Raw genomic sequence first — 7,537 nt, forward strand, 5'->3', positions numbered from 1 at the left:
CCGGCGGGGGAGTGGCGGAGGCGGCCCGCGTCCTCGACGGCCTGCGCGCCGAGGGGGCAGACGGCGGGCTGGTCCTCGGCGGCCCGGCCGGACCGGAGCTCGCCGCCACCTGCACCACCCGCGACGACCTCGCCGCCGCCTACCGAGAGATCGTCACCACCTGCGACCCCGCCTTCCTCGACTTCGACGTACGCGACGCCGCCGACCACGTCGCGGTGCTGCGCAGGGCGCTCGCCATCCGGGCCGTGCAGGAGGAACTGCCGGTGCGGGTCGCGTTCACGCTCCGGCTCCAGCCGTACGGGCTGGCGGCGCGCGACGTCGAGATGCTGCGGCTCACCCGCCGGCACGGCGCCGAGATCACCACCGTCAACCTCCTGGCCGAGCTCGGCGCCCGCGAGCCGTCGGAGGCGTGGGACCCGGCCGTGCGCGCCGCACAGGAGCAGATCGCCGACGCGCACGGCCTGACCGACTCCCGCGAGTCGTGGCGCCGCGTCGCCCTGACCCCCCTGCTGGCCCGCCCGTCCGACCTCAGCGAGGCGGACGCCCGCAGGCTGTCGTCGTTCGCCGCCCGCAACGGCCTGGCGTGGCTCTCCGTGCGCGGCGCCGCCCCCCGCCCAGCCGTGTCCCGCGTCCTGTGGCGCACCCCAGCCTGAACCGGCGTTCTTCTGCGTCCTATGGCGTCCTTCCGCCTGAACTATAGGATTTCGCCGAACGGGCGACGGACGCCTCGGCGATGAGGGGGAGGGCGTGACAGCCCGGCCGGAGACAGCGAGGAAGATCCTCATCCACTGGATGGACGGCTCCGTCGCCCTGCTCGCGCTCGTCCTCACCGTGGTCATCGCGTTCAGCGCCGCCGCGGGGCAGATCTCGCTCCCGTGCGCCCTGGCCGCCGAGGCGTGCCACCTGTGCGCCCTCGGCCTCTTCCCGTTCCTGCTGCGAGCCGCGTTCGACGGCCGGCCGCGCCCCACGGTGGCCGTGATCGTCGCGGGACTCGCCGCGGCGGGCGCGGTCGTCCTCGTGCCGGCCCCGGTGCCCGGCGACACGATCGAGGGCTCCTGGTCGGTGGTCGGCTACCTGTGGCTGTCCGTCGCGGTCCTGCAGCTGCCGGTGTGGGCCGCGGTGTGCCTGGGCGCCGTGGTGACCGGGCTGACGAGCGCGTACATGGTCCTGGCCGGGGGACGGCCGTGGCTCGCCGTGCTGCCCGTCGAGGCGCTCAGCGCGGTCCTGATGACGTTCGCCATGTGGCTGTGGCGCTGGCTGTGGTGGACGATCAGGGACGCGCACGACAGCAAGGAGGCCAGGGCGAGGCTGGCCGTCGCGGAGGAGCGGCTGCGCTTCGCCCGCGACCTGCACGACCTGCTCGGCCACAGCCTGTCGGTCATCACGCTGAAGAGCGAGCTGGCCGCCAAGCTCGCCACCAAGGAGCCGGCGCGGGCGGCGCGCGAGATGGCGGACGTGCGCCGACTCGTGGGCGAGTCGCTCACCGAGGTGCGGGACGCCGTGACCGGCTACCAGGCGCTCGACCTGGACGAGGAGCTCGACGGGGTGCGCGCCGCGCTGGAGGCGGCGGGCGCCCGCTGCACGATCGACGCCAGGGCCGACGACCTGTCACCCGCGGCCCGCGCGCTGCTCGCGTGGGCGGTGCGCGAGGGCGGCACCAACGTGCTCAAGCACAGCGCGGCCACCCGATGCGTCATCACGATCGACGGAGGGGTGCTCGAGATGCGCAACGACGGCGTACGACCGCCCGCCGCCGAGCCCGGGAGCGGGCTGCGCGGACTCGCGGAGCGCATGGCCACCGCGGGCGGATCCTTATCGGCGGCCCCCACCCCGAGCGGTGAGTTCCTGCTGAGAGCGGCGGTGCCCTCATGAGCGCCGGGCGCGTGACCAAGCTCGACAAGGTCCGCTGGCTCATCGTCTACTCGACGGACTTCATCAACGTGATCGCCCTCATCGGGTTCGTGGACATCTACTTCAGTTGGGAGGCGGGGTTCCCGGCGCCCCTGGCGGTCGCCGCCGGCGTCCTGCTGATCGTGCTGGTGGCGATGTCGACCCGGCCGTTCCGGATCGCGGTCAGGGGCGGCCCGCGGCCCACGGCCATCCTGGCGGTCTCGGGAGCGATCACTCTCCTGCTGTCGGTCATCCCGCTCATCTACGCGACCGCTCTCTGGCTCGGCATGCTGGCGCCGTTCGTCCGCAGGCGCACCATCGTCGCGGCGTCCGCGGCGGCGGTCCTGGCCCTCAACGTCTACGTCGCCCTGGTCAGAGGTCCGGCCTGGCAGCTCGTCGTGCTCCAGGTCCTGATGACGGCGGTCGTGGTGGGCGGCGTCCTGGCCAACCTGTGGCTGTGGCGGGTCGCCAAGGACGCGCACGACGGGCAGGAGGCCAAGGCCAGGCTGGCGGTCTCGGAGGAGCGGCTGAGGTTCGCCCGCGACCTGAACGACCTGCTCGGCCAGAGCCTGGCCGGCATCTCCGCCAGGACGGCCCGCGCCGAGGAGACGCTGCGGGCCGACCCGGCGGCCGCCGCGGCCGAAATGTTCGAGGTGCGCGACCTGACCAGGCGAGCGCTGCGCGAGGTGCGCGGCGCCGTACAGAACTACCGGGCGCTGGACCTCGACGAGGTCCTGTCCAGCGTGCGCGCGGTGCTGGAGGCGGCCGGGGTGCGGTGCGCCGTGGACGCCGACACGGCGCCGCTGGCCCCGGAGACCCGCACGCTGCTGGCCACCGTCGTGCGCGAGGGTGCCACGAACGTGCTCAAGCACAGCAGGGCCGAGCACTGCAGGATCACGATCAGGAACGGGGTGCTGGAGATGTCCAACGACGGAGTGAGCGGCCCGGTGGGCGACCACGCGCCGAACGGCCTCGGCGGCCTCGCCCAGCGCGTCGGCTCGGCGGGCGGCAGCCTGTCCGCGTCCCCCACCCACGAGGGCACCTACCTGCTGAGGGCGGTGATGCCGGCATGACGACCCGCGTGCTGCTGGCCGACGACGAGCACCTGATCCGCGGCGCGATCGCCGCCCTGCTCGATCTGGAGGACGGCATCGAGGTGGTGGCCCAGGTCGGCAGGGGCGACGAGGTGCTGGCCGCCGTCGCCGAGCATCGGCCGGACGTCGCGGTGCTCGACATCGAGATGCCCGGCATGGACGGCCTGAGCGCGGCGGAGCAGATCAGCTCCCTATGCAAGATCGTGATCCTGACGAGCCTCGGCCGCCCCGGCTACCTGCGCCGGGCGATGGCCGCGGGCGTCAGCGGGTTCCTGGGCAAGGACGCCTCCGCCGAGGAACTGGCCATGGCCATCCGCAAGGTGCGGACGGGCGGCCGCTACCTCGACGCCGAACTCGCCGCCGCCGCCATGGCGGCCGGCGACAGCCCGCTCACCGAGCGCGAACGCGACGCGCTCCGCCTGGCCAGCGACGGCGCCACCATCGCCAGGATCGCGGCCGAGCTGCACCTGACGGAGGGGACGGTGCGCAACTACCTGTCGAGCGCCATGACCAAGCTCAACGCCCAGAACCGGCTGGAAGCCATCCGCACCGCCCAGCGCATGGGCTGGCTCTGACCCGCCACCCGCCCCTTCTCCGCCGATCTTGGTCAAACCGGCCGGCGCGCCGCCATAAGAACCCCCGGCGTGGGTAGATGGCGGGCCCAGGAGGAGGCGCGACATGGCGATCCGGCACACCCATCACGAGCACCTGGGGCACGTCGTCTTCATCACGGCGGCCGCGGCCATCGGGGGGTTCCTGTTCGGCTACGACAGCTCCGTGATCAACGGCGCGGTCGTCGGCATCCAGAAGCACTTCGACGTGGGCCCCGTGCAGACCGGATTCGTGGTCGCCGTCGCGCTGCTCGGCTCGGCGGTCGGCGCGTGGGTGGCGGGCCGCCTGGCCGACCGGTGGGGCCGGACCAGGACGATGCAGGTGGCGGCCCTGCTGTTCGCCGTCAGCTCCGTCGGGCAGATGCTGCCGTTCGCCGTCTGGGACCTCACCGTCTGGCGGGTGCTGGCCGGCGTGGCGATCGGGATGGCGTCCGTGCTAGGGCCGGCCTACATCGCCGAGGTGGCGCCGCCCGCCTACCGGGGGCGCCTGGGGTCGTTCCAGCAGCTCGCCATCGTGCTCGGCATCGCGTCCTCCCAGCTGGTCAACTACGTGATCGCGCGGCTGGCGGGCGGCGACGTCAACAACCCCCTGCGCGGGCTGGAGGCGTGGCAGTGGATGCTGGGCGCCTGCGTCGTGCCCGCGCTGCTCTACCTGCTGTTCGCCTCGAGCATCCCCGAGTCGCCCCGCTACCTGGTGCTCGCCGGCCGTACCGGCGAGGCGCGCAAGGTGCTGGCCGAGGTGGAGGGCGCCGACGTCGACCTGGACGCCCGCGTCGAGGAGATCCACCGGGTGCTGAGGACCGAGCGCGTCCCGACGATGAGGGACCTGCGCGGCCCGGCGCTGGGCCTGCTGCCGATCGTCTGGATCGGGATCGTCCTCTCGGTGTTCCAGCAGTTCGTCGGCATCAACGTGATCTTCTACTACTCGTCGGTGCTGTGGCAGTCGGTCGGCGTCACCCAGGCCGGCTCACTGTTGATCAGCTTCTCCAGCTCCGTGATCAACATCATCGGCACGTTCATCGCGATCGCCCTGGTCGACCGGATCGGGCGCAGGCCGCTGCTGCTCATCGGCTCGGCCGGCATGGCGATCTCCTTGGGCACCGCCGCGTGGGCGTTCAGCGCCGCCCAGCGGGTGAACGGCGAGGTCCACCTCCCGAACCCCCAGGGGATGATCGCGCTGGTGGCCGCCAACACGTTCGTCCTGTTCTTCGCCTTGTCGTGGGGCGTGGTGGTCTGGGTGCTCCTGGGCGAGATATTCCCCAACCGGATCCGCGCCGCCGCACTCGGCGTCGCCGCCGCGGCGCAGTGGGTCGCCAACTGGACGATCACGGTCTCGTTCCCGGCCCTCGCCGAGTGGAACCTGCCGCTCACCTACGGCGCGTACGCCCTGTTCGCCGTGCTGTCGTTCGCCTTCGTCGCCCGCTGGGTCAGGGAGACCAAGGGACGCAGGCTCGAAGAGATGGGCTAGCCTGCGTGGCGTGATCGACGACGTGCTCGGGCCCTCGCTGGACGTCCTGTTCTGCGGCATCAACCCCGGGCTCATGTCCGAGGCCACCGGCCACCACTTCGCCCGCCCCGGCAACCGCTTCTGGCCCGCGCTCCACCTGTCGGGCTTCACCCCGCGCCGCCTCACCCCCGCGGAGCAGCACCTGCTCCCCCAGTACGGGCTCGGCGTCACCAACGTCGTGGCCCGCCCGAGCGCCAAGGCGTCGGAGCTGACCCGGGAGGAGCTGGTGGAAGGCGGCCGGCGTCTCGCGGGGTTGGTGGCGGAAGTGCGGCCGAAGGCGCTGGCCCTCCTCGGAGTCTCTGCCTACCGCACCGCCTTCGCCCGGCCGAAGGCGATCGTGGGGCCGCAGGCGGAGCTGGTGGGCGGGGCTTCGGTCTGGGTGCTGCCGAACCCGAGCGGCCTGAACGCCCACTGGACGCTTGCGGGCATCGCCGAGGAGCTGTCCAGGCTGCGCGACCACGTCCGGCCGCATACCCGGGGATAGCAAAGAGTCCTTGCTATCGTCCCGAACCTCCCGACCGTTACCGAAACTATGTTCGAATTCTGAGTGATCTTTTTCATGTTGCTTGGCGTCGTCCACTCCTTCATGATCAATGCTGACGATCCGTACTCACCGAGATTGAAGGTGTTTGTGAACGAGTTAGGCAGACCATCCCGGCTCAGGAGAAGCCCGAAACGCAGACTGGCCACGGCAACGGTGCTCACGGTGGCAGCATCGCTGCTGGTGGCGGTCTCGATCACACAAGCGTCAGCCGATCCCGACTCGCAAGCGACGAAGAAGGGTAAGGCGGCGCCGACGGTGACGACCTTCCCTCGGCCGGACGATCCCGATGCGCCGTTGCGCGCTGCGGTGGCGCAGGCGAGGAAGCAGAACAAGCCGGTCGCCGTGGAGGCGGCCTTCTCGGAGAGCTCGCGTACGTGGGCGTATCCGGACGGGCATCTGAGCACCGACTCCTATAGTGGTCCGGCGCAGCTCAGGCAGGGGGACGGCTCGTGGGCGTGGATGGACCCGTCTCTGGTCGAGCAGAACGGTGTGCTGCGGCCCAAGGTGGCCAAGGCCCACGTGCGGGTCTCGGCCGGCGGGGCGGGGCCTTTTGTGACCATGACGCTGGACCGGGAGCGCGCCATTGGCCTGTCCTGGCCCACAGAGCTTCCGCGCCCGCAGGTCAAGGGCAACGTGGCGACCTATGTGGGGGCCGCGGGCCCGTCGGCGGACCTGGTCGTCACGGCGCTGCCGACCGGTTTCCGGCACGACATCGTGTTGCGTGAGCGGCCGAGCGGGCCGGTGGAGTTCCATATCCCGGTGCAGGCCAAGGGGCTCAAGCTCACCGAGACCAGATCGGGTGGGCTGTCACTGTCGACGGCCAATGACGACAGCAAGGGCAAGGAGGTGGCTTCGGCGCCCGCGCCGTTGATGTGGGACGCCTCAGCCGACAAGCCGACCGCCGATCAGCCCGGCCGCCAGGCCAGGATCGACACCGTGGTGGAGGGCAAGGACGGGGCGACTGTCCTGGTGCTCAAGCCGGACGCCGGCTGGCTGGCCGACCCGGCCACCAAGTACCCGGTCACGGTCGATCCCACCACCACACTGGGGGTGACCAAGGAAGTCGGCATCAGATCGCCCCGCTCCCAGCGGTCGCCGGGCACTGTCGGCCGCTCGCACTACAAGGTCTGCAGCGGCACGACGTGCGCGTTTGAGGAGCAGATTGGGCGGACGCTGATGGCGTTCGACACCGCCCCGATCAACGGGCGGCAGGTGGTCAAGTCCACCATGCAGATGCAGTTGCGCACCGACGTCACCAACTGCAGCCAGTTTCAGGGGATCATCGCCCAGCGCGTCACTGAGGCGTGGACGGCCGATGACACCTTCTGGGGCAACCAACCCGCCAGCACCGAGGAAGGACGCTCCTCCCTCGACCCGTGCTCTTTGCCGGGGACGGCGGGGGCGGTGTGGAGCTGGGATCTGACGGCGATGACCAGGCTGTGGGCGGCCGGTACCGCCAACCACGGGCTGGTGTTGCGGCTGGCCGCCGAGAGCCCGGTCGCGCAGAATTACGGTGAGGATTTCCAGTTCTGGCCGCAGATGTTCACCGGTGGCACGCCGCCGAAGCTGAGCGTGGATTGGGTGCTGCCGCCGGAGATCCCGACCGTCACCGCCGCGTCGATCGACTCGATGGACGGCAACGACGCGATCGCGCGTAGCACCAACGTCAAGGTGAGCTACAAGTCCAGCGTGCCGGAGGCGACGCCGTTGAACTACACGGTGGCGGTCAATGATTCCACCATGGCGCCGCCTGCCACCGAACTGCCCGCGGGCGAACACGGCTACTGGAAGCTGGATGAGACCTCCGGCACCGGCGCCGGCGACTCCTCCGGTAAGAACGTTCCCGCCACCTTGACCGGCGCCTACACCCGCGTCCCGGGCCAGCTCGGCC

7 protein-coding genes are annotated in these 7,537 nt (G+C 71.4%); all 7 read left to right on the top strand.

Annotated elements, in window-relative coordinates; genetic code table 11:
* Nucleotides 1-653: glycoside hydrolase family 18 protein (locus DQW85_RS31175; protein ID WP_205315546.1), on the top strand; the 653-nt coding region annotated here is incomplete at its 5' end.
* Nucleotides 654-747: 94 nt separating this feature from the next.
* Nucleotides 748-1,872, top strand: coding sequence for a sensor histidine kinase (locus tag DQW85_RS31180; RefSeq protein WP_113703382.1), 1,125 nt, complete (start codon nt 748-750; stop codon nt 1,870-1,872).
* Nucleotides 1,869-2,963, top strand: a complete 1,095-nt coding sequence (locus tag DQW85_RS31185) for a sensor histidine kinase (RefSeq protein WP_113703383.1) — start codon at nt 1,869-1,871, stop codon at nt 2,961-2,963. Before DQW85_RS31180 ends, DQW85_RS31185 begins: the two co-directional genes overlap by 4 nt.
* On the top strand, nt 2,960-3,559 hold the full coding sequence (locus DQW85_RS31190) for a response regulator transcription factor (RefSeq protein WP_113703384.1): 600 nt from the start codon (nt 2,960-2,962) through the stop codon (nt 3,557-3,559). Before DQW85_RS31185 ends, DQW85_RS31190 begins: the two co-directional genes overlap by 4 nt.
* Before the next feature lie 103 nt (nt 3,560-3,662).
* On the top strand, nt 3,663-5,063 hold the full coding sequence (locus DQW85_RS31195) for a sugar porter family MFS transporter (RefSeq protein WP_113703385.1): 1,401 nt from the start codon (nt 3,663-3,665) through the stop codon (nt 5,061-5,063).
* Between the two features lies 1 nt (nt 5,064).
* Nucleotides 5,065-5,586: a G/U mismatch-specific DNA glycosylase gene (gene mug / locus DQW85_RS31200; protein ID WP_113703386.1), complete on the top strand. Its 522-nt coding sequence runs from the start codon at nt 5,065-5,067 to the stop codon at nt 5,584-5,586.
* Nucleotides 5,587-5,649: 63 nt separating this feature from the next.
* On the top strand, nt 5,650-7,537 hold a 1,888-nt coding region (locus DQW85_RS31205), incomplete at its 3' end, for a DNRLRE domain-containing protein (protein ID WP_162795520.1).

The organism is Nonomuraea lactucae (assembly GCF_003313395.1).
Taxonomy (GTDB): domain Bacteria; phylum Actinomycetota; class Actinomycetes; order Streptosporangiales; family Streptosporangiaceae; genus Nonomuraea; species Nonomuraea lactucae.